This window comes from Morganella sp. B601 (assembly GCF_051172335.1).
Classification (GTDB): domain Bacteria; phylum Pseudomonadota; class Gammaproteobacteria; order Enterobacterales; family Enterobacteriaceae; genus Morganella; species Morganella morganii.
This window is the reverse complement of record NZ_JBPIZE010000002.1, coordinates 711,046-729,833: the sequence shown is the minus strand read 5'-3', so window position 1 is coordinate 729,833 and position 18,788 is coordinate 711,046. Positions and strand designations below refer to the sequence as shown.

19 protein-coding genes are annotated in these 18,788 nt (G+C 52.7%); 16 read left to right on the top strand and 3 right to left on the bottom strand.

Annotated elements, in window-relative coordinates:
* Nucleotides 1–14: 14 nt before the first annotated feature.
* The 4 genes from ACSBQN_RS08150 to ACSBQN_RS08135 all read left to right on the top strand — a co-directional run bounded on the left by ACSBQN_RS08150 (nt 15) and on the right by ACSBQN_RS08135 (nt 2,063).
* On the top strand, nt 15–566 hold the full coding sequence (locus ACSBQN_RS08150) for an elongation factor P hydroxylase (protein ID WP_024473369.1): 552 nt from the start codon (nt 15–17) through the stop codon (nt 564–566).
* A gap of 36 nt (nt 567–602) precedes the next feature.
* A complete protein-coding gene (locus ACSBQN_RS08145) occupies nt 603–884 on the top strand; it encodes a YfcL family protein (RefSeq protein WP_004235092.1) in 282 nt (93 codons plus the stop codon).
* Nucleotides 881–1,408: a GNAT family N-acetyltransferase gene (locus ACSBQN_RS08140; protein ID WP_024473368.1), complete on the top strand. Its 528-nt coding sequence runs from the start codon at nt 881–883 to the stop codon at nt 1,406–1,408. Before ACSBQN_RS08145 ends, ACSBQN_RS08140 begins: the two co-directional genes overlap by 4 nt.
* 391 nt (nt 1,409–1,799) lie before the next feature.
* Entirely contained in the window at nt 1,800–2,063 is a 264-nt protein-coding gene (locus tag ACSBQN_RS08135; protein WP_004239841.1) for a hypothetical protein, read from the top strand.
* Nucleotides 2,064–2,156: 93 nt separating this feature from the next.
* Here ACSBQN_RS08135 and glsA read toward each other — a convergent pair whose 3' ends face one another.
* Nucleotides 2,157–3,164 carry a glutaminase A gene (gene glsA / locus ACSBQN_RS08130; protein WP_024473367.1) on the bottom strand — a complete coding sequence of 336 codons (1,008 nt, stop codon included), beginning with the start codon at nt 3,162–3,164 and terminating at the stop codon, nt 2,157–2,159.
* 244 nt (nt 3,165–3,408) lie between these two features.
* Nucleotides 3,409–5,436 carry a bifunctional tRNA (5-methylaminomethyl-2-thiouridine)(34)-methyltransferase MnmD/FAD-dependent 5-carboxymethylaminomethyl-2-thiouridine(34) oxidoreductase MnmC gene (gene mnmC / locus ACSBQN_RS08125; RefSeq protein WP_354633251.1) on the bottom strand — a complete coding sequence of 676 codons (2,028 nt, stop codon included), beginning with the start codon at nt 5,434–5,436 and terminating at the stop codon, nt 3,409–3,411.
* Between the two features lie 195 nt (nt 5,437–5,631).
* Here mnmC and fabB point away from each other — a divergent pair, with 195 nt between their 5' ends.
* Nucleotides 5,632–6,846, top strand: a complete 1,215-nt coding sequence (gene fabB, locus ACSBQN_RS08120) for a beta-ketoacyl-ACP synthase I (protein WP_024473365.1) — start codon at nt 5,632–5,634, stop codon at nt 6,844–6,846.
* Nucleotides 6,847–6,964: 118 nt separating this feature from the next.
* The gene (locus tag ACSBQN_RS08115; RefSeq protein ID WP_004235101.1) at nt 6,965–7,234 is read left to right on the top strand and encodes a DUF3811 domain-containing protein; all 270 of its coding nucleotides are present in this window, start codon (nt 6,965–6,967) and stop codon (nt 7,232–7,234) included.
* 583 nt (nt 7,235–7,817) lie between these two features.
* Here the strand turns inward: ACSBQN_RS08115 and ACSBQN_RS08110 are convergent.
* Nucleotides 7,818–8,747, bottom strand: a complete 930-nt coding sequence (locus ACSBQN_RS08110; protein ID WP_015422784.1) for a DMT family transporter — start codon at nt 8,745–8,747, stop codon at nt 7,818–7,820.
* A gap of 101 nt (nt 8,748–8,848) precedes the next feature.
* Here ACSBQN_RS08110 and ACSBQN_RS08105 point away from each other — a divergent pair, with 101 nt between their 5' ends.
* From ACSBQN_RS08105 to purF, 10 genes are all read left to right on the top strand, one after another.
* Nucleotides 8,849–9,625, top strand: coding sequence for an AraC family transcriptional regulator (locus ACSBQN_RS08105; RefSeq protein WP_024473362.1), 777 nt, complete (start codon nt 8,849–8,851; stop codon nt 9,623–9,625).
* A 144-nt stretch (nt 9,626–9,769) separates the two neighbouring features.
* The gene (gene pdxB, locus ACSBQN_RS08100; protein ID WP_152713434.1) at nt 9,770–10,900 is read left to right on the top strand and encodes a 4-phosphoerythronate dehydrogenase PdxB; all 1,131 of its coding nucleotides are present in this window, start codon (nt 9,770–9,772) and stop codon (nt 10,898–10,900) included.
* Between the two features lie 72 nt (nt 10,901–10,972).
* Complete coding sequence (locus ACSBQN_RS08095) at nt 10,973–11,983, top strand: aspartate-semialdehyde dehydrogenase (protein ID WP_004235112.1); 1,011 nt, start codon at nt 10,973–10,975, stop codon at nt 11,981–11,983.
* Nucleotides 11,983–12,804: a tRNA pseudouridine(38-40) synthase TruA gene (gene truA / locus ACSBQN_RS08090; protein ID WP_024473360.1), complete on the top strand. Its 822-nt coding sequence runs from the start codon at nt 11,983–11,985 to the stop codon at nt 12,802–12,804. The genes ACSBQN_RS08095 and truA overlap by 1 nt, the downstream gene beginning before the upstream one ends.
* Nucleotides 12,805–12,849: 45 nt before the next feature.
* Nucleotides 12,850–13,521, top strand: coding sequence for a DedA family protein (locus tag ACSBQN_RS08085; RefSeq protein ID WP_024473359.1), 672 nt, complete (start codon nt 12,850–12,852; stop codon nt 13,519–13,521).
* A 101-nt stretch (nt 13,522–13,622) separates the two neighbouring features.
* Nucleotides 13,623–14,573, top strand: a complete 951-nt coding sequence (gene accD, locus ACSBQN_RS08080; RefSeq protein ID WP_024473358.1) for an acetyl-CoA carboxylase, carboxyltransferase subunit beta — start codon at nt 13,623–13,625, stop codon at nt 14,571–14,573.
* Nucleotides 14,566–15,864, top strand: coding sequence for a bifunctional tetrahydrofolate synthase/dihydrofolate synthase (folC, locus tag ACSBQN_RS08075; protein ID WP_024473357.1), 1,299 nt, complete (start codon nt 14,566–14,568; stop codon nt 15,862–15,864). The genes accD and folC overlap by 8 nt, the downstream gene beginning before the upstream one ends.
* Nucleotides 15,854–16,546, top strand: a complete 693-nt coding sequence (dedD, locus tag ACSBQN_RS08070) for a cell division protein DedD (protein ID WP_354633253.1) — start codon at nt 15,854–15,856, stop codon at nt 16,544–16,546. Before folC ends, dedD begins: the two co-directional genes overlap by 11 nt.
* Nucleotides 16,547–16,725: 179 nt before the next feature.
* On the top strand, nt 16,726–17,232 hold the full coding sequence (cvpA, locus tag ACSBQN_RS08065) for a colicin V production protein (protein ID WP_004235126.1): 507 nt from the start codon (nt 16,726–16,728) through the stop codon (nt 17,230–17,232).
* A gap of 15 nt (nt 17,233–17,247) precedes the next feature.
* Nucleotides 17,248–18,765: an amidophosphoribosyltransferase gene (gene purF / locus ACSBQN_RS08060; RefSeq protein ID WP_004235129.1), complete on the top strand. Its 1,518-nt coding sequence runs from the start codon at nt 17,248–17,250 to the stop codon at nt 18,763–18,765.
* Nucleotides 18,766–18,788: the final 23 nt, after the last annotated feature.

Sequence of the window (18,788 nt, the reverse complement as noted above, 5' to 3'; positions counted from 1 at the left end):
GGTTCATATAATCAATGAGTACACATCAATATCAGCAGTTAATTGAGATTTTTGATAACGAATTTTTTGCTGATTTCAATACCCGCCTGATTAAAGGCGACGATGAGCCGATTTATCTGCCCGCAGATGATGAAGCCCCTTATAACCGTATCGTGTTTGCTCACGGTTTTTATGCCAGTGCTATCCATGAAATATCGCACTGGTGCATTGCCGGGAAAGAGCGCAGAAAGCTGGTGGATTTTGGTTACTGGTATTGTCCGGACGGCCGGGATGCGCAAACGCAGTCAGAATTTGAGGTCGCGGAAATAAAACCGCAGGCGCTGGACTGGTTATTTTGTCAGGCTGCCGGTTATCCGTTTAACGTCAGTTGTGACAATCTTGACGGTGATTTCGAGCCTGATCGCGTCAAATTCCGGCGTATTGTCCACGGGCAGGTGATGGAGTATCTGGCACAGAACTCAATACCCCCGCGTGCAGCAAGGTTTATTAATGCCCTGCAATCGTTCTACAATACGCCGCCGCTGACTGCGGACCAATTTCCATGGCCGGAAGATCCGTTTGCCTGACAAACGATTCCGGTGACTGAACTTTAAGGAACAAACATGCTTGCGGATTATGAAACGCGTATCCTCGCCCAGATTGATGACATGGTCGAACATGCCACAGACGATGAACTGTTTGCGGGTGGCTATCTGCAGGGGCATCTGACCCTCGCGGTGGCAGAACTGGAGCAGTCGGGTGATCACTCCGTTGAGGCGCTTCACAACCGGGTGGAGGAGAGTATCCGTCAGGCAATCAGTGCCGGGGAACTGACACCGCCGGACCAGGTGCTGGTGCTGGAAACCTGGAAACGCCTGCTGCAAACCGCGCAGGAGCAGGAATGACAGCCAAACCGCAATACCGTATCCGCCAGGCCCGCCCGGCGGACGCCGCATTGTTACCGGCCGTTGAATCCTCTGCCGGTGCGTTATTTGCGACAGTGCCGGGTTATGAATGGATAGCCTGCAGTGAAGGCCATTCCGAAGCGGCATTCCGCAATTATATTGCCAGTGGCAATGCGTGGGTGGCAGCGGACAGTCAGGATCAGCCCGCCGGGTTTGTGCTGGTGTCCAACCTCGGTACCGGGCTGCATATTGATGAGCTTTCTGTCTCTGCGGCGCATCAGCGTCAGGGGCTGGGGCGTCAGCTGATTGAGCGGATACAGAATGTGGCGATTGCACGCGGCTGTGCGGCAGTTACGCTGACCACATTCCGGGATGTGGCCTGGAACCGGCCTTATTATGAGCATCTTGGTTTTGAGGTGTGTGATGTTTCCCGCGCCCCGGCACTTGAGGCTGTTATGCTGAAAGAGGCAGAATACGGGCTGCAATTCTGTGATCGCTGTTCCATGATTTACCGGATTTTCTGAAAAAGTGAAATATCTGAAGTAATGAGAAAAGGACGCACTAATATGCGGCCTTTTTTATTTATGATGAATTAAGAAACTGGTTATTAAGATATGAACGGATAATAATAAAAGATCTTGTGATTGTTACATTAACGGCGAAAATAGTGCCGTTTTTTTATGTCTCAGCGATGGATGTTGTTATCAGATTATAGATTTTTCTGTTCAACAGAATGATTTTTAATCATTTTTCGTATATGCAATATGATGCTTATTTCTGAGATCACAGTCTCTTTTGTTGCGATAAAGTCAACAACTATGTACATATGTTGAGTAAATAGCATGAACTATTAACTTGCTATTAACATTTATTGTGTCAAAATGTGTTCGTCCCCACAAAACACAGGTATTGATTATGTTTGAATTACAACCGAAAAACGCAGCACAACAGGCTGTGACTATTTACACGAAGATAGCGGTTGCTGCGGTGGTCTTGCTGGCACTGTTATTTTCTTTCTGGTTTAAACTTGACGGAATGAGCGTCATTGAAAGAGCAGTCCCTTCCATCGGTATGATTTTATTTACCGGATTAATAATTTTTAATGCCAAACGGGAATTAGATTCGCTGTACCGTTCAGAGGATAAATGCGCGAAAAGCGTGGTTGCCCTGAACGCCTGACAGAAACAGGATCGCATCACGCGGACTGATAAATATAAAGAAGAGACGATCACGGATCATCAGCGATGCTGATGATCCTTTTTTTATGTCACATTACTGATATAAATCAGCGCCGGTTTCCTGAGCAATATAGCGGATAGCCGCCTGCGCCCTGACACTGTTACCTGCTTTATCCAGCGGCGGGGAATAGACCGCCACTGCATATTTCCCCGGCACCACGGCCAGAATACCGCCGCCGACACCACTTTTCGCCGGGATACCGACCTGATACAACCAGGTGCCGGAACCGTCATATAACCCGGCAATGGCCATCTCTGCCAGCACTTTGCCGGTATTCTCCGCACTCAGTAACTGTTTGCCGTTGTACGGGGACTTACCGTGATTAGCCAGTACCGCCCCCATTTTGGCCAGATCAACCGTTGTGGCATCCACAGAACACTGACGGGTATAGAGATCAACCGCCTCATCCGGATTGCCGTATAACATGCCGTAAGACTGCATCAGCCGCGCCAGTGCCTGGTTGTGCTGATTGGTTTCGGATTCAGAGCGGTACACTTCATCGTTTACCGTCAGTTTGGTATCAGCGTAAGCTTCCATGTTCTCCATAATCTGCTGCCAGCGGTCGTCCGGGTTTTTGGCCTTGATCAGACTGACGGCGCTGATAGCCCCGGCATTGACCAGCGGGTTCTGCGGGCGATCCGGTCGCAGTTCAATCGCCAGCCCTGAGTTAAACGGCAACCCGGTGGCATTGGCGCCCAGTTTCTCCAGAACCACCTCTGGACCCTGCTGATCCATTACCATTGCGAGGGTAAAGACTTTTGACAGGGATTCCAGCGGGAACAGCTTATCTTTATCCCCGGCGCTGTAGATTTTGCCGTCCACCGTGGCAATCACAACGGCGTAATTATCGGGGCTGTATTTGGCGAGAGCCGGAATATAATCCGCCACGTCACCGGATTTTTCGCTTTTGAATTTCTGATACGCCTGCTCAGCAATCGTATCGTAGCGAACAGTATTATCGGGAATATTATTGTTCTTTGCATAGGCAGAGGTAAAACAAAACAGCGAAAAGGTTAGGGCGATAACTATTTTATTCTTCATAATCTTCTCCGGTTATTATCTCCGGATGAAGCGTATAGGCGCACTGACTTTTCTGTAAATTGATCATTGAGCAAGAGAAATTGCCGCTGACAGGCGAACTGAGCCGGTTTTTGTGAGAATGAACACAAAATGACCCGGGTTTGTGGCGGTGATCAATAAAGTCCGCTGATGAAATTCCGTTTAACCGGCGGAAAAAATATCAATAATGTGATGAAGACCGGCCCGGTGGCCGGTCAGAAGCGGGTCAGGATTTTTTCGGCAGCGGACGGCCTTTCAGCAATTTACGGACATGGAAACGGGCGGGGTGAATGGCCGCGAGTGTGTCATCATCCAGCGGAAGGGCCTCACCGAAAATCTGCGCTGCCAGCACTTCAGCCGCCAGCGGGGCGGTGCATAACCCCCGTGAGCCGAGAGCTGCCAGTAAAAACAGCTGAGGCAGATGCGGTACACTGCATACGGTTTCCGGGGACGATTTTTGTTCATCCAGATGCGCATAACACGCTGTTAATTCGGCAAAATCAGGAACATTTCCGGCCAGCGGCAGGTGATCGCGTAATGTGCAGCGGATCCCCTGACGGGACGCCCCGGCGCTGATATCCACCATCTCCGGCCAGCTGACATCGGGCAGCGAAGTGAGCAGCCGCTGTTTGTTGGCAGTTTGTTCCTCTTCGCGGTATTCCGTGCCCGAATCATTGCGCTGGTGGCTGGCACCAATACAGTGCAGACCGTCAGCCGGATTCACCGGGGTCAGATAACCTTCATAACACAGTACTTTTTTCAGCCCGGCAATCGCCGGTACCGATGGCACATGGCTGACCTGGCCGCGCACCGGCGTGACCGGCAGCGGGGCGGTCTGCGGGAACTGCGTGATACAGTGACCGTTGGCCAGCACCACCACATCCGCCTCTGCTGTGCTGTTATCTGCAAAGCGGAGCTGCCAGCCCTGTTCTGCGGGGATCAGCGCTTTCACCTCACAGTTTAAATGCAGATGAAGTCCTTCTTTTTGTGCCAGCGCTGCGGTATTGCGTACCAGTTCCTGCGGGCAGAGCCAGCCGCCCTGCGGGTAGTGCAGGCCGTCAAAATTGACATCGGTTCCGGCAAGCTCAGAAAGCTGTTTCCGCGACAGGCGCTGCACCATTTCTTCCGGCCATGGGACAGATGAAATGTTATTGATTTTTTTACTGCTTTTTTCGTGATACATCAGCTGAATAACGCCGCACCAGTCATGGTCGTATTTCACACCCTGAGCTGACAGTGCATCATATGTACGCCGGGCAAACGGAAATGCGGCGGCAAAAAAGCACTCAAGCGGGTCATCCCGTCCGGTCAGCAGCGGATAAAGCGCACCCTGGCGGTTGCCGGAAGCATTGAGTGCCAGATCTGCATCCGCGCAATATAAGGACACATCCGCACCACGGCGCAGCAGGGCGAGGGCAGAGAGAACTCCGGCTATCCCGCCGCCAATGACTGCTATCTTCTGCCGGGCGGCAGCCGGATGGCGATCAAACCACGGTGTCACGGATGGTGCCGCGTCACGGGGATTTACCCCGGCAAGGCATTCCCGCTTGTGCGCAAAGCCTTTGCGGCGCTCAACGGTAAATCCGGCCTGCTGCAAACCACGGCGGACAAAACCGGCGGCAGTAAAGGTGGCAAAGGTACCGCCCGGTTTTGAAAAACGAATCATCAAATCAAACAGCGACTGCTGCCACATATCCGGGTTTTTGGACGGCGCAAAACCGTCGAGAAACCAGGCATCGATTTTGTTGTCCAGCGCGTGAGTGAGGGAAGGGAGCAGTTCATTAACATCTCCCAGCCATAAATCGAGGGTAATTTCACCGCCGGACAGCTGAATACGGTGACAGCCGGGTAATGGTTGCGGCCACTGAGCGCACAGCTGTAAGGAGAAATCCGCGAATTCCGGCCAGTGACGGTGAGCTGCCTGTAAATCAGCCACGGTCAGCGGGAATTTTTCAAAACTGATAAAGTGCAGGCGCTTCAGCGGATGCACAGGATTGGCATTCCTGAACGCCAGGAAGCTCTGCCACAACGTGAGAAAATTCAGTCCGGTACCAAACCCGGTTTCTGCGACAGTGCAGGCCGGGGTGGTTATTTGTGCAAATCTGTCCGGAAAACCGTTTCCGTTAAGAAACACATAGCGGGTTTCTGCCAGTCCGTCATCGTTCGAAAAATAGACGTCATCAAAATGTTGCGAAACAGGTGTACCCTGTTCATTCCAGGTTAAATGTGCAGTTTCAATTGCGGTTTTTTTCACGTTACGGCCTGAGGATTCTGTTCGGTTTTCCCTGATTTTACTCTGCTTTGCGCTGTACTGCCATGCCGGATGTGACATAGCACAACATCGGTATGTAAAGATGCGAAAAAACGTCTGATCGGACTTGTTCAGCTTACAGGTGTAAGCTAAAGTAGCGCTAAAATCCCGTACTACTTAAAATGACAGAGGTATTAAATGAAGCGTGCAGTAATCACCGGTCTGGGGATTATCTCAAGTATCGGTAATAACCGGGAGGAAGTACTGGCTTCTTTGAGAGAAGGTCGTTCCGGGATCACATTCTCAGAAGAATTTAAAGAGATCGGCATGCGCAGCCAGGTTTGGGGTAACGTCAAACTGGACACTGCGGGTCTTATTGATCGTAAAACTGCCCGTTTCATGAGTGATGCTTCTATCTATGCGTATCTTTCCATGGAGCAGGCCATCGCAGACTCCGGTCTGACAGAAGAGCAGGTATCTCACTACCGTACCGGTGTGGTTGCCGGTTCAGGCGGAGGTTCCCCGCGTACTCAGGCTATCGCGGCTGACGGCATGCGTGCCAAAGGTCTGCGTGGTGTCGGTCCTTACCTGGTACCGCGTGCAATGGCATCCGGTGTGTCCGCAAACTTAGCGACACCGTTTAAAATCAAAGGCGTGAACTACTCAATCAGTTCTGCCTGCTCCACCTCTGCACACTGTATCGGCCACGCGGTGGAACTGATCCAGCTGGGCAAACAGGATGTGGTGTTTGCCGGCGGCGGTGAAGAACTGTGCTGGGAAATGAGCTGCGAATTTGACGCAATGGGCGCACTGTCCACCAAATACAACGAAACACCGGACAAAGCATCCCGTACTTATGATCAGGGCCGTGACGGCTTCGTGATCGCAGGCGGCGGCGGTATGGTCGTGGTGGAAGAGCTGGAACACGCGCTGGCGCGCGGTGCACATATCTACGGTGAAGTGGTCGGCTACGGCGCGACATCTGACGGCGCGGACATGGTTGCCCCGTCCGGTGAAGGTGCGGTCCGCTGCATGCAGATGGCGATGCACGGCCTGGATACGCCGGTTGACTACATCAACACCCACGGCACATCCACGCCGGTCGGTGATACCAAAGAGCTGGAAGCTATCCGTGAAGTCTTCGGTGACCATACTCCGGCACTGTCAGCGACCAAAGCCATGACTGGTCACTCACTGGGTGCCGCAGGTGTTCACGAGGCTATTTACAGCCTGCTGATGCTGGAGCACGGTTTTATCGCGCCGAGCATCAACGTGGAAAACCTTGATGAGAAAGCGGAAGGTATGGCGATTATCACCGAACCGACCGAACGCAAGCTGACTACTGTGATGTCCAACAGCTTCGGTTTCGGCGGCACCAACGCCACACTGGTTATGCGCAAATATCAGAACTGATTTTGCCCTGTTGATCAGATAAATGCCCCGGTTTAATCACCGGGGCATTTTCTTTTGCGGTAAACTCTGTCAGGGTATAACGGTACTGTTTATCCTTTTACTGCCACAGGGGTGATGAATGAAAAAGCTGACTATCGCAGAGATGACTGAGCCGCAGAAAATCCGTGTCCGCACCCGGCTGGCTCAGGAACAGAAAAAACTGGGGCGTCCGCTGACCAATGCGGAGCAGAATAAAGTCAAAGATCAGATTATCACCGAAATTTCCAAAGAAGTGGATGCCGCTGCCGCCAAAGTCAGAGCACAGAAAAAAAAGGATAAAATCAAACCCGGCGGCGGGGAAGAAACTTTTAACTGGTCAGCGAAAACTCATACGCGGGGATTGCGCTGAGCCTTCAGGATAATTTACTTCCGTTTTTATTACGATAACCGCCACACGGCGGTTTTTTGTACTGAGTATATTTTAATAAACAATACGACATAATAAATTTACTTATATTCCGCCTGAGCTATTTCTGTATATTTTTAGGATGACGCCGGAATAATATCAGAATTATTTTCTGTCATTATTTTTATTCCGGTGTATTTCATGGTATGTAATTAGACTACAGGTGATTATATGATATTTAAGGTGATTTTATCGAAAGCACTCATGGCTGTTATGTTCGTTTTATCTGTCAGTATAGCAGCCAACGCGGCTGAGAAATCATCATGGCTGTTTGTCGGGCCTTACTTCTCCGGTGACGGGATTATTTATTGTAAATATGTAAAAAAGGGAAATGTCATGCTTCGCAAAGGATATCCGAATTGTCCCGCTGTTATCCGGTAAATAATAGTCAGTGATTTTTTTAATTAAAAAATTGTTATTACGACAGATTTGTTATTGTGAAATACAGTTAATATAAGCAATGTAAAACGGTACATAACGACAGATTTTTATGTACCGTTTTCACCGGATTTCCGGAGCGGATTATCTATTCTCCCGCACCACACCGCTGCGGCTGTGTTTTTTTCGTTTTACGGCGGATAATCTGTGTCAGTGGTGTGCGCAGACGCTGCGCCATAATTACCCCTATCAGTACCACACCACCGCCGATAATATGATAGCTGTGCAGCTCTTCTTTCAGGAAGACAGCGGCGATAATGGCGGTCAGTACCGGTGCCAGGTTCATAAAGATAGAGGCGGCGTTTGCACCCAAACGGGTGACGCCCAGGATCCACAGCAGCGGCGCAAAAATAGAAGCCGCAATCCCTGCATACAATACCAGTCCGATATTATCGCGGTTCAGTGTCACATCGCCGGCACTGAGGAATACCGGGATCAGCAGCAGCACGCCAAAAACAATCTGCATATACAGCGAGTGAATGCTCGACAGCGGGATCGCCCAGCGTTTGGTCAGCACGCCGTAGAAGGCATAAGCGAGACCGGCGATAAACATCAGCATTTCACCCTGTCCCAGCCCCTGATGCAGTAAATCTGCCGGATGCCCCTTGCTGATAAGCCAGGTCAGGCCGCTCAGGGAGAGAATTGTGCCGAGTACAATACCGATGGTCGGTGCGATCCGCAGTACCGGGATACTTAACACCACGGTCAGCAGCGGGATCAGCGAGGTGATAATCCCCATAAAGGTGGCGCTGACGGTATAAGCGGCGTAGTACGCCAGGCTCTGATACAGCCCCATGCCGAGAAAACCGAGGATAAACAGTTTCCACGCGTGTTGTTTGATCACCGCACGTTGCTGCCAGACCGGCATAATCAGGAACGGCGTCATCACGGCGAGTGCCAGTGCCCAGCGGTAAAAGGAAATCGCGCCGGGGGCGATGGCACCGGCGGCCAGTTTATTCACCACGGCATTCACAGACCAGATTAATACAGCCCCGAGGGGTAAAAGCAGGTTTTTCATTCTTAAACTCATTTTCATTATCAGGCAGGTGGTGTAGTGTAATCTGTCTTAATTATTCTATATAACGATATCCCGCCAATTTATAGAGAGGATCTGACAAGATGGCCCGTAAGTCAGATATTTCATCACTGGGTGTGAAAGACCCGGTGACATTAATCTGCCGTCATGAACAGTTTTATTCGGAAACGGAGTTTGCCCTTCATCATCACCCCTTCGGCCAGTTGCTGTATGTCGCCAGCGGTGTGATGGAGATGACCGTTGAGGGACAGCGCTATCTGGCGCCGGCGGGGTTTTGTATCTGGATCCCGCCGGGAACGGAACATGCCAGTTATAACAAAGCCTGCGCCTCTTTCAAAATTATTGATATTTCGCCGCAGTGGGCACCGCAGTTACCGCAGATGGCCTGTGTGATAGAGCTGACGCCGGTGTTCAGTGCGGTGATGCAGGATTTGTTCGGCCGCAAAGTCCGTGAACCGGAAACTGACGCGGACAGGCGGCTGGCGCTGGTACTGACCGATCAACTGCTGCTGTCACCCTGTCAGCCGACCTATCTGCCGGTCACGGATGATAAACTGCTGGCACCGGTGCTCAGTGCGCTGGAGAATGATCCGTCCGATAATACGTCGCTGGCGGAGTGGGCGGTACGACGCTTTACCTCGGAACGGACATTATCCCGCCGCTGTCAGCAGAAGCTGGGGATGTCCTTCAGTGAATGGCGTCAGCGCCTGCGTTTTCTGCGGGCGGTGGCGTTATTACAGGAAGGCCGCAGTGTGCAGAATGTCGCGCTGGATGTGGGTTACAGCTCATCATCCGCCTTTATTGCCATGTTTTCCCAGCTGGCCGGTGTCACGCCGGAGCGCTTCCGTCATCAGCCTTAATTGCTCTCTTTAGCAACAATCGGTGTTCCGGGCGTAGGTTTTATCCCGCAGAAGTGGCAAAATAGCGGCCATCCGTTTCAATTCCGGTTGTGCCGCCGCACCGACAGGTCTCCGCCGGCCGCCGACAGTATGAAGGTGAAGCCCGTGAAAATCGTTGTAGATGAGAATATGCCTTACGCCGAAACCCTGTTTTCCCGTCTCGGGGACGTGGTGGCGGTGCCGGGACGTCCGTTACCGGACGGGGTGCTGGATGATGCTGACGCACTGATGGTGCGTTCTGTCACGAAAGTGAATGCACAGCTGCTGGAAAATACGCCGGTGAAATTCACCGGTACCGCAACCGCCGGTTTTGATCATGTGGATAAAGCCTGGCTGGCGGAGCAGGGAATTGGTTTCTCCTCCGCGCCGGGTTGTAACGCAATTGCTGTGGTGGAATATGTCTTTTCTGCCCTGATGCTGCTGGCGGAGCGCGACAGTTTTCAGCTGACGGATAAAACCGTCGGGATTATCGGGGCCGGGAATGTCGGCGGCCGTCTGGCGAAGCGTCTGGAAGCACTGGGTGTTAATATTCTCATCTGTGACCCGCCGCGTGCGGATAATGGCGATGCCGGGGAATTTTATGATATCGATACCCTGGTGGCGCAGGCCGATATCCTGACATTCCATACCCCGCTGAATAAATCCGGGCCATACACCACACTGCATCTGATGGATGAAACCCGTCTCAGTGCCATGAAAGACAACGGCATTCTGATCAACGCCAGCCGTGGTGGGGTGGTGGATAACCGGGCGCTGTTATCGGTACTGGCCGGCGGCAAACCACTGAGTGTGGTGCTGGATGTGTGGGAGCCGGAGCCGGATCTGTCAACTGAACTGCTTTCACTGGCGGATATCGGTACGCCGCATATTGCCGGTTATACCCTGGAAGGCAAGGCGCGTGGTACCACGCAGGTCTTTGAAGCCTTTGCGGAATTCACCGGACAACCACAGCAGGTTGCGCTGTCAGAATTGTTACCGGCACCGGAATTCGGCTGTATCACACTGTCAGGTAAAGTAACGCAAAGTATTCTCAAACGTTTAATGCATCTGGTTTATGATGTCCGCCGTGATGATGCGGCATTACGTGCGGTGGCTGGTGTGGCGGGTGAGTTTGACAAACTGCGTAAGTTTTATCCTGATCGCCGTGAGTGGTCATCACTGACTGTTATTTGTGATGATGCACAGAGTGCGGCGCTGTTGTCTGACCTGGGTTTCACGGCAGAATACCGCGCATAAAATCATTTTTTCATCATTCTTTTTCTGACTGTACCGCGCTGACGCGGTGCAGTCTTTGTTCCGGAGATAACTATGTCAGAAGGCTGGAATATTGCCGTATTGGGTGCGACCGGGGCTGTCGGCAGCGCCGTGGTGTCATTACTGGAAGAGCGTGAATTTCCGGTGGGAGAGTTATATTTACTGGCCGGGGAGCGCAGCGCGGGAGAATCGGTGCGCATGAACGGCAAAAGCTATCTGGTCACCGAAGCCCGTGATTTTGACTGGTCACAGGTGCAGCTGGCCTTTTTCATGGCCGGTGCGGAAGCCACCGCCGCGTATTATGAAGCGGCGACAGACAGCGGCTGTATTGTGATTGACAGCAGCGGCCTGTTTGCGCTGGAGCCTGACGTACCGCTGGTGGTACCGTCGGTGAACCCGCAGGCACTGAGCGAATACCGCAACCGTAACCTGATTGCGCTGGCAGACAGCACAGTCAGCCAGTTACTGACTGCTATCCGTCCGCTGGTGGAAAGCGCCGGGTTATCCCGCATTAATCTGACCAACCTGTTCTCTGTTTCCCGTTTCGGGAAAAGTGCGGTGGAAGAGCTGGCCGGGGAGTGTGCAAAACTCCTCAATGGCATCCCGCCGGAAGCCGGTCGTTTCAGTAAACAGCTGGCGTTTAACCTTCTGCCGCTGCTGACTGATGAGCAGGGCAGTGTGTCAGAAGAGCGCCGTATCGCGGAAGAAACCCGCAAAGTCCTGCAGGATGCCGGTCTGCCGATCAGCGTGAGCTGTGTGCAGTCCCCGGTGTTCTACGGCAACGCGCAGATAGTGCAGCTGGAAACACTGCGCCCGCTCGGCAGTGAAGAGGCCCGTGATGAACTGGAACGGGCAGAGGATATTCAGCTCTCAGAAGAGCAGGAGTTCCCGACTCAGGTGACGGATGCCTCCGGCAATCATCTGCTGAATATCGGTTGTCTGCGTAATGATTACGGTATTCCGGAAATTCTGCATTTCTGGTCAGTGGCGGATAACGTACAGTTTGGCGGCGCACTGATGGCAGTCGAAATTGCCGAGCGTCTGACGCAGGAGCAGTTTTACTGATGTCAGAGGTGATTTTACCGGCGGAAGAGGGTAAAACCACTATCGCGCTGGGTATTGAATATGACGGCAGCCGTTATTACGGCTGGCAGCGTCAGTCAGAAGTCGCGAGTGTGCAGGGCTGTCTGGAAAAAGCGCTGTCAAAAGTGGCGGCAGAGCCGGTCTCGGTTTTCTGTGCGGGCCGGACCGATGCCGGGGTGCATGCCACCGGTCAGGTGGTGCATTTTCATACGGCAGCTGTCCGGAAAGATGCGGCCTGGACGATGGGCGTAAACACCCATCTGCCGCCGGATATCGCGGTGCGCTGGGTCAAAACCGTGCCGGAAAACTTCCACGCCCGGTTCAGTGCCACAGCGCGGCGTTACCGCTATGTGATTTTCAATCACCGTTTTCGTCCGGCTATCCTCAGCAAGGGTGTGACCCACTTTCATTATCCGCTGGATGAAAAGCGGATGCATGAAGCGGCACAGAGCCTGCTGGGGGAGAATGATTTTTCCTCTTTCCGCGCGGCGCAGTGTCAGTCCAGAAGCCCGTGGCGTAATGTGATGCATGTGAACGTCACCCGTCAGGGGCAGTATGTGATTGTGGATATCAAAGCCAATGCCTTTGTGCATCATATGGTGCGTAATATCACCGGCGCTCTGCTGGAGGTCGGCTGCGGTAATTTACCGGTTAGTCGTATCGCGGAGCTGCTGGCACTGAAAGACCGGACACTGGCACCGGCGACAGCACCGGCGGAAGGTTTGTATCTGGTTTCAGTGGATTACCCGGAAGAATTTGCCCTGCCGTCACCGGCGATGGGGCCGCTTTTCCTGGCAGATTAATTTATTGGCCGGATAAGCATAAGGCTGCGTCCGGCGGGGTGAAATATGGAATATATTCAATATCTGATCGATTTTATTTTGCACATTGACTTGCATATGAAAGAGATGGTCGCGGATTACGGCATCTGGGTTTATGCGATTTTATTCCTGATCCTGTTCTGTGAGACCGGGCTTGTGGTCACGCCGTTCCTGCCGGGAGACTCGCTGCTGTTTGTGGCGGGAACACTGGCGGCACTGCCGTCTAACGACCTGAACATTCATGTGATGGTGCTGCTGATGATTACAGCGGCGATTATCGGTGACGCGGTAAACTATACTATCGGGCACTTTTTCGGGGAGCGGCTTTTCCGTAATCCGGACTCAAAAATCTTCCGTCAGAGTCACCTGCGCAAGACCCATGCGTTCTTTGAAACCCATGGCGGTAAAGCGATTATTCTGGCGCGATTTGTTCCGATTGTGCGGACATTTGCCCCGTTTGTTGCCGGTATGAGTAAAATGTCGTATCGCCACTTTGCGATGTTTAACGTTATCGGTGCAATTGTATGGGTGGTATTATTTGCCTATGCAGGGTATATCTTCGGGGAAACCAAGATTGTACAGGAAAACTTGAAATTACTTATCGTGGCGATTATTTTCATCTCCATATTGCCCGGTATTATCGAGGTATGGCGTCACCGCCGTGCGGCGAAAAAAGCACAGAAACGTGATGACGCCTGAGTGGTTTGAGCAGTTTTTTATCCACAGTGCATAAGCAATGTGGTTTAATGGCAGATAATAATTACACTGGCTGAGCCAGATTTCAGACGGAAAGGTCATTAATGAGCTGGATTGAAAAAATTCTGAATAAGACCCCAATGAACCAGACACGCAAGGCGAGCATTCCTGAAGGTGTCTGGACGAAGTGCGACAGTTGTGGTCAGGTACTGTACCGCCAGGAGGTGGAACGTAATCTTGAGGTGTGTCCGAAATGTGATCATCACATGCGGATCCCTGCACGTGCGCGCCTGCTGACGTTTCTGGATGAAGGCAGCACCACGGAACTGGGAACTGATCTGGAGCCGAAAGACGTCCTGAAATTCCGTGATTCCAAAAAATACAAAGACAGACTGGTGTCCGCCCAGAAAGCAACCGGGGAAAAAGAAGCCCTGATTGCGATGAAAGGCACCCTGAAAACCATGCCGGTTGTCGCGGCAGCGTTTGAATTTGCCTTTATCGGCGGTTCGATGTCTTCTGTGGTCGGTGCACGGTTTGTCCGCGCGGTTGAACAGGCACTGGAAGATAACTGCCCGCTGGTCTGCTTCTCCGCAAGCGGCGGCGCACGTATGCAGGAAGCGCTGATGTCGCTGATGCAGATGGCCAAAACCAGTGCGGCTCTGGCCAAAATGCAGGAGCGCGGTCTGCCGTATATCTCTGTGCTGACTGACCCGACCATGGGTGGTGTCTCCGCAAGTCTGGCTATGCTGGGTGATATCAATATCGCCGAGCCGAAAGCCCTGATCGGTTTTGCCGGTCCGCGTGTTATCGAGCAGACTGTCCGTGAGAAATTACCGCCGGGATTCCAGCGCAGTGAGTTCCTGATTGAAAAAGGGGCGATCGATATGATTGTCCGCCGCCCGGAAATGCGTGATACCGTCGCGGAAATTCTGTCAAAACTGACGAACTATCAGTTCCCGCAGGAAGGTGAAGTCATTGAAATCCTGACCGCGGATGAACCTGATTCCGACTTATCTTCTGAAACAGAGACTGATGTCAAAAAACACGATGTCTGATAAGCGAGAAAGACCGACAGCCGCGTCATCGATGATGACGTGGCTTTCTTATCTGGGTGATCTGCATACGCAGGTTATTGATATGGGACTGGAACGTGTCGGTGCGGTGGCGGATATCATGAATCTGCGCTATCCCGCCCCGAAAGTGATTACTGTTTCCGGGACCAACGGCAAAGGCACCACCTGCCATACGCTCGAATCTATCCTGCTGGCCGCAGGGTTGCGGGTCGGGGTATACAGCTCCCCGCATCTGGTGAATTACACCGAACGGGTGCGGATTCAGGGGCAAAACCCGCCGGAAGCGGATTTCTGCCGTGTTTTTGCGGATATTGACGCGCAGCGCGGCGATATCACACTGACCTATTTTGAAGCGGGCACTCTGGCAGCACTGCAGCTGTTCCGCGAAGCCAACCTTGATGTGGTGATTCTGGAAGTCGGCCTCGGCGGGCGTCTGGATGCCACCAATATCGTCGATTCTCATATCACGGCTATTACCAGTATCGCGCTGGATCACACCGACTGGCTCGGCGCTGACCGCGAGCATATCGCCCGTGAGAAAGCCGGAATTTTCCGCCCGCACTGTGTGGCGGTGATCGGTGAGCCGGATGCGCCTTATACCATCGCTGACGTGGCAAACAAGCTGGAAACCTCGCTGTTCTGCCGTGCCGATGACTGGTCTTACAAAGAGCAGGGCGACCACTGGACGTGGCAGTGTGAGGATGAAACCCTCGACAATCTGCCGCTGCCGAATGTGCCGCTGGCAAATGCCGCGACTGCCCTTGCGGTGATCCACAACCTGCGTCAGGTGAAAGACAAAACCGGCCGTGCCATCACCCGTGAGGCGATTGATACCGGGCTGCGTCAGGCACAACTGCCGGGCCGTTTTCAGATTGTCTCACAACAACCGCTGACCGTGCTGGATGTGGCGCATAACCCGCATGCCGCCGGTTATCTGGTCTCAAAACTGGCACAGTTACCGCGTACTGCGCAGAGCCGTGTCCGTGCTGTGATCGGTATGCTGGGCGACAAAGATATCAAAGGTACCCTGGCTGTGCTGGGTGAGCAGGTGACAGACTGGTATGTCGCGCCGCTGACCGAACTGCGCGGAGCCCCGGCCGAACAGCTGGCGGAGCATCTGACCAACCCGCAGCAGTTTGCCGATGTGGAAAGTGCCTGGGAACAGGCGCGCCGTGATGCCTCACCGGAGGATATCGTGGTGGTGTGCGGGTCATTCCACACAGTGGCTCATGTTATGGATGTTTTAGCGAAGGAAGGTGCGGGTGGCCAGTAAATTTCAGAATCGCTTAGTCGGAACCATTATCCTGGTGGCGGTAGGTGTGATTGTCCTGCCGGTGCTGCTGGACGGCGATAAGAAATATAACGAAGACCAGTTCGCAGCCATCCCGCTTATCCCGAAAGAAGGGGAGCAGGATGAGATTGATGCGGTGAATCCGATCAATCAGACTATGCCGACGATGCCGTCAGAAGGGGCATCCAGCGCCATGATTACCGAAGCGGCACAAACCGGGACGGAAGAAGCCCCTGCGGAAGCGTCTGCGGGCGGCAGTACCACCTCCAATGTGCCGCCGGGGGCGGATCCGCTGCCGCCGGTGGTGATTCCGGATAAACAACCGCAGCCGAAACCGGAACCTAAGCCGGAACCGAAGCCTGAACCAAAACCGGTGCCTGAGCGGGAACCAAAACCTGAGCCGAAACCGGAACCTAAGCCGGAAAAAGCGCCGCAGGGACAAGCTTATGTTGTGCAGCTGGGTGCATTATCTAATGCCCGTAAGGTGGAGGAGATTGTCGCCACACTGCGGTTATCCGGTTATCAGGTGTATACCGTGCCGCGCGGCAAGCTGACGCTGATTATGGTCGGGCCGTCAGCCTCGCAGGCCGAGCTGAAGTCCTCGCTGGGGGAACTGAGACAGCTTACCGGGCTGGATGGCCGGGTGCAGTCTTATAAACCGTAGCGAATTTAAGGAATTAGCAATATCCGTTAATAAAATCAGTTAACTCTTTGCGGCGATTATAATTTTTTATTTCGCCGCAATTTATTTTCGGACAGAGCAAAAATCCGTTACGCAAACGTTTTCGTTTTCTGTTAGAATGCGCCCGTCACTGATGCCGGGGCATCAATTTGGATAGTGATATGGTTTGGATTGATTACGCAATTATTGCAATTATTGCTTTCTCGGCATTAGTCAGCCTGGTTCGTGGTTTCGTTCGCGAAGCCTTATCGTTAGTGACCTGGGTCTGTGCGTTTTATGTGGCCAGCGAGTTTTTCCCGCTGCTGGCGGACTATTTTACGCGCTTTGATGACCCGCTGGTCCGCAACGGAATCGCCATTGCGATTTTATTTGTTGCGACACTGATTGTCGGCTCGGTGATTAACCATGTTATCGGTTCACTGGTTCAGCGGACAGGCTTATCAGGCACAGATCGTGTTCTCGGGGTTTGTTTTGGTGCTCTGCGCGGGGTGCTGATCGTGGCGGCAATTTTGTTCTTCCTCGACAGCTTCACGCAGATGAGTCAGAGCAGCGACTGGCAGCAGTCACAACTCATCCCCCAATTCAGTCATGTTATCAGGTGGTTCTTTGACTACCTCCAGAATGCGTCAAGTTTCCTGCCGGAGAATTTTCCTTCTCCGCCCGGCTGATGAGGAAAAAACTACATGTGTGGTATTGTTGGTATCGTTGGTTTTACGCAAGTCAATCAATCAATTTATGACGCGCTCACGGTGTTACAGCACCGGGGCCAGGATGCAGCCGGTATCGCAACCATTGACAGTAACAATGGTTTCCGGCTCCGTAAAGCCAACGGACTGGTGAAAGATGTTTTCGAAACCCGCCATATGCTGCGTTTGCAGGGCACACTCGGGATTGGCCATGTCCGCTACCCGACCGCAGGCAGCTCCAGTGCATCGGAAGCACAGCCGTTTTATGTCAATTCACCGTTCGGTATCACTCTGGCGCATAACGGCAATCTGACCAATGCGCACACGCTGAAACATCAGCTGTTTGAAACAGCCCGCCGTCATGTCAATACCACCTCCGATTCTGAAATTCTGCTCAACGTGCTGGCGTATGAGCTGGATCGCTTTGATGCTCACCCGCTGGAGCCGGATAATATTTTTGCCGCTGTCAGCGCGATGCACACCAAAATCCGCGGCGCGTATGCCTGTGTGGCACTGATTATCGGCCACGGTCTGCTGGCGTTCCGTGACCCGAACGGTATCCGTCCGCTGGTACTCGGCAAGCGTACTCTGGTTGATGGCCGTGAAGAGTACATGGTCGCGTCTGAAAGTGTCGCACTGGATACCCTCGGTTTTGAATATCTGCGGGATGTGGCACCTGGTGAAGCGGTGTATATCACGGAAACCGGACAGCTCTACACCCGCCAGTGTGCGGCAAATCCGTCACTGACACCGTGCCTGTTCGAGTTTGTTTATTTCGCCCGTCCGGATTCCGTTATCGATAAAGTCTCTGTCTATAACGCCCGTCTGCGCATGGGTCAGAAACTCGGTGCGAAAATTGCCCGCGAGTGGGAAGACCTGGATATCGATGTGGTGATCCCGATTCCGGAAACCTCAATGGACAGTGCGCTGGAAATCGCTCATATGCTGAACAAACCATACCGCCAGGGGTTTGTGAAAAACCGCTATGTGGGACGCACCTTTATCATGCCGGGGCAGCAGGAGCGGAAAAAATCTGTCCGCCGCAAACTCAATGCCAACCGCACCGAATTCAAAGGGAAAAATGTGCTGCTGGTGGATGATTCCATTGTGCGCGGCACCACGTCAGAGCAGATTGTGGAACTTGCACGGGAAGCCGGGGCGAAGAAAGTCTATTTTGCTTCTGCGGCACCGGAAGTGCGTTTCCCTAATGTCTACGGCATCGATATGCCTAATGCCAACGAGTTAATCGCTCATGGCCGTGAAGCGGATGAAATCTGCCGCCTGATTGGGGCGGATGCCCTGATTTTCCAGGATCTGAGTGACCTTATCGATGCGGTGCGTGAAGAGAATCCGGATATCCGGGGTCTTGAGGCATCGGTGTTTGATGGTATCTATGTCACCAAAGATATCGACCAGGATTATCTCGACTATGTGGAAAACTTACGTAAGGATGATGAATTAAAGTTGCGGGATCATAACGAAATTGAGAACCTTGAGATATATAATGAGGGTTAATCTCTTTTTTGTCAGGTGATGTT

Bases quoted from the DNA above. Each gene is read 5' to 3' on its own strand.
- ACSBQN_RS08150 (WP_024473369.1), top strand. From the start codon at position 15: ATGAGTACACATCAATATCAGCAGTTAATTGAGATTTTTGATAACGAA.
- ACSBQN_RS08145 (WP_004235092.1), top strand. From the start codon at position 603: ATGCTTGCGGATTATGAAACGCGTATCCTCGCCCAGATTGATGACATG.
- ACSBQN_RS08140 (WP_024473368.1), top strand. From the start codon at position 881: ATGACAGCCAAACCGCAATACCGTATCCGCCAGGCCCGCCCGGCGGAC.
- ACSBQN_RS08135 (WP_004239841.1), top strand. From the start codon at position 1,800: ATGTTTGAATTACAACCGAAAAACGCAGCACAACAGGCTGTGACTATT.
- glsA (WP_024473367.1), bottom strand. From the start codon at position 3,164: ATGAAGAATAAAATAGTTATCGCCCTAACCTTTTCGCTGTTTTGTTTT.
- fabB (WP_024473365.1), top strand. From the start codon at position 5,632: ATGAAGCGTGCAGTAATCACCGGTCTGGGGATTATCTCAAGTATCGGT.
- ACSBQN_RS08115 (WP_004235101.1), top strand. From the start codon at position 6,965: ATGAAAAAGCTGACTATCGCAGAGATGACTGAGCCGCAGAAAATCCGT.
- ACSBQN_RS08110 (WP_015422784.1), bottom strand. From the start codon at position 8,747: ATGAAAAACCTGCTTTTACCCCTCGGGGCTGTATTAATCTGGTCTGTG.
- ACSBQN_RS08105 (WP_024473362.1), top strand. From the start codon at position 8,849: ATGGCCCGTAAGTCAGATATTTCATCACTGGGTGTGAAAGACCCGGTG.
- ACSBQN_RS08095 (WP_004235112.1), top strand. From the start codon at position 10,973: ATGTCAGAAGGCTGGAATATTGCCGTATTGGGTGCGACCGGGGCTGTC.
- truA (WP_024473360.1), top strand. From the start codon at position 11,983: ATGTCAGAGGTGATTTTACCGGCGGAAGAGGGTAAAACCACTATCGCG.
- ACSBQN_RS08085 (WP_024473359.1), top strand. From the start codon at position 12,850: ATGGAATATATTCAATATCTGATCGATTTTATTTTGCACATTGACTTG.
- accD (WP_024473358.1), top strand. From the start codon at position 13,623: ATGAGCTGGATTGAAAAAATTCTGAATAAGACCCCAATGAACCAGACA.
- folC (WP_024473357.1), top strand. From the start codon at position 14,566: ATGTCTGATAAGCGAGAAAGACCGACAGCCGCGTCATCGATGATGACG.
- cvpA (WP_004235126.1), top strand. From the start codon at position 16,726: ATGGTTTGGATTGATTACGCAATTATTGCAATTATTGCTTTCTCGGCA.
- purF (WP_004235129.1), top strand. From the start codon at position 17,248: ATGTGTGGTATTGTTGGTATCGTTGGTTTTACGCAAGTCAATCAATCA.